The 525-nt window shown below is 65.0% G+C and carries 1 protein-coding gene; it reads left to right on the top strand.

Annotation, left to right across the window (positions count from 1 at the left end):
* Positions 1–525, top strand: a 525-nt coding sequence (locus VQ830_RS28755; protein WP_337271546.1) for a methyl-accepting chemotaxis protein, incomplete at both ends; no start/stop codon positions are given.

Here is a 525-nt window from a genome sequence, read left to right as displayed (position 1 = left end):
CGAAGCGCACCGAACAGCAGGCAGCCTCCGTCGAAGAGACGGCTGCCGCGCTGGAGGAAATCACCACGACGGTCAAGGATGCCACACGCCGTGCCGAAGATGCCGGCCAGCTCGTGGCCCGCGCCAAGGTGGGGGCGCAGAAGTCCGGCGAGGTGATGCGCGAAGCGGTGGCTGCGATGGAAGGCATCGAGAAGTCGTCGAGCGAGATCTCCAACATCATCGGGGTGATCGACGAGATCGCCTTCCAGACGAACCTTCTGGCGTTAAATGCCGGTGTCGAGGCAGCCCGAGCAGGGGAAGCGGGCAAGGGCTTTGCGGTGGTTGCGCAGGAAGTGCGCGAACTGGCGCAGCGTTCTGCCCAGGCCGCCAAGGAGATCAAGGCGCTGATCTCGACCTCTGGCGATCAGGTCAAGAGCGGCGTCGAGATCGTGGCCCGCACCGGCCAGTCTCTGCAGCAGATCGTGCGCGAGGTCGAGGAGATCGACCAGAACGTTCGGGCGATCGTGGAATCGGCGCGCGAACAGT

It is taken from the genome of Oryzifoliimicrobium ureilyticum (assembly GCF_037199735.1).
GTDB classification, from domain to species: Bacteria; Pseudomonadota; Alphaproteobacteria; order Rhizobiales; family Rhizobiaceae; genus Rhizobium; species Rhizobium ureilyticus.
This window is presented reverse-complemented; position numbering and strand designations above follow the sequence as displayed.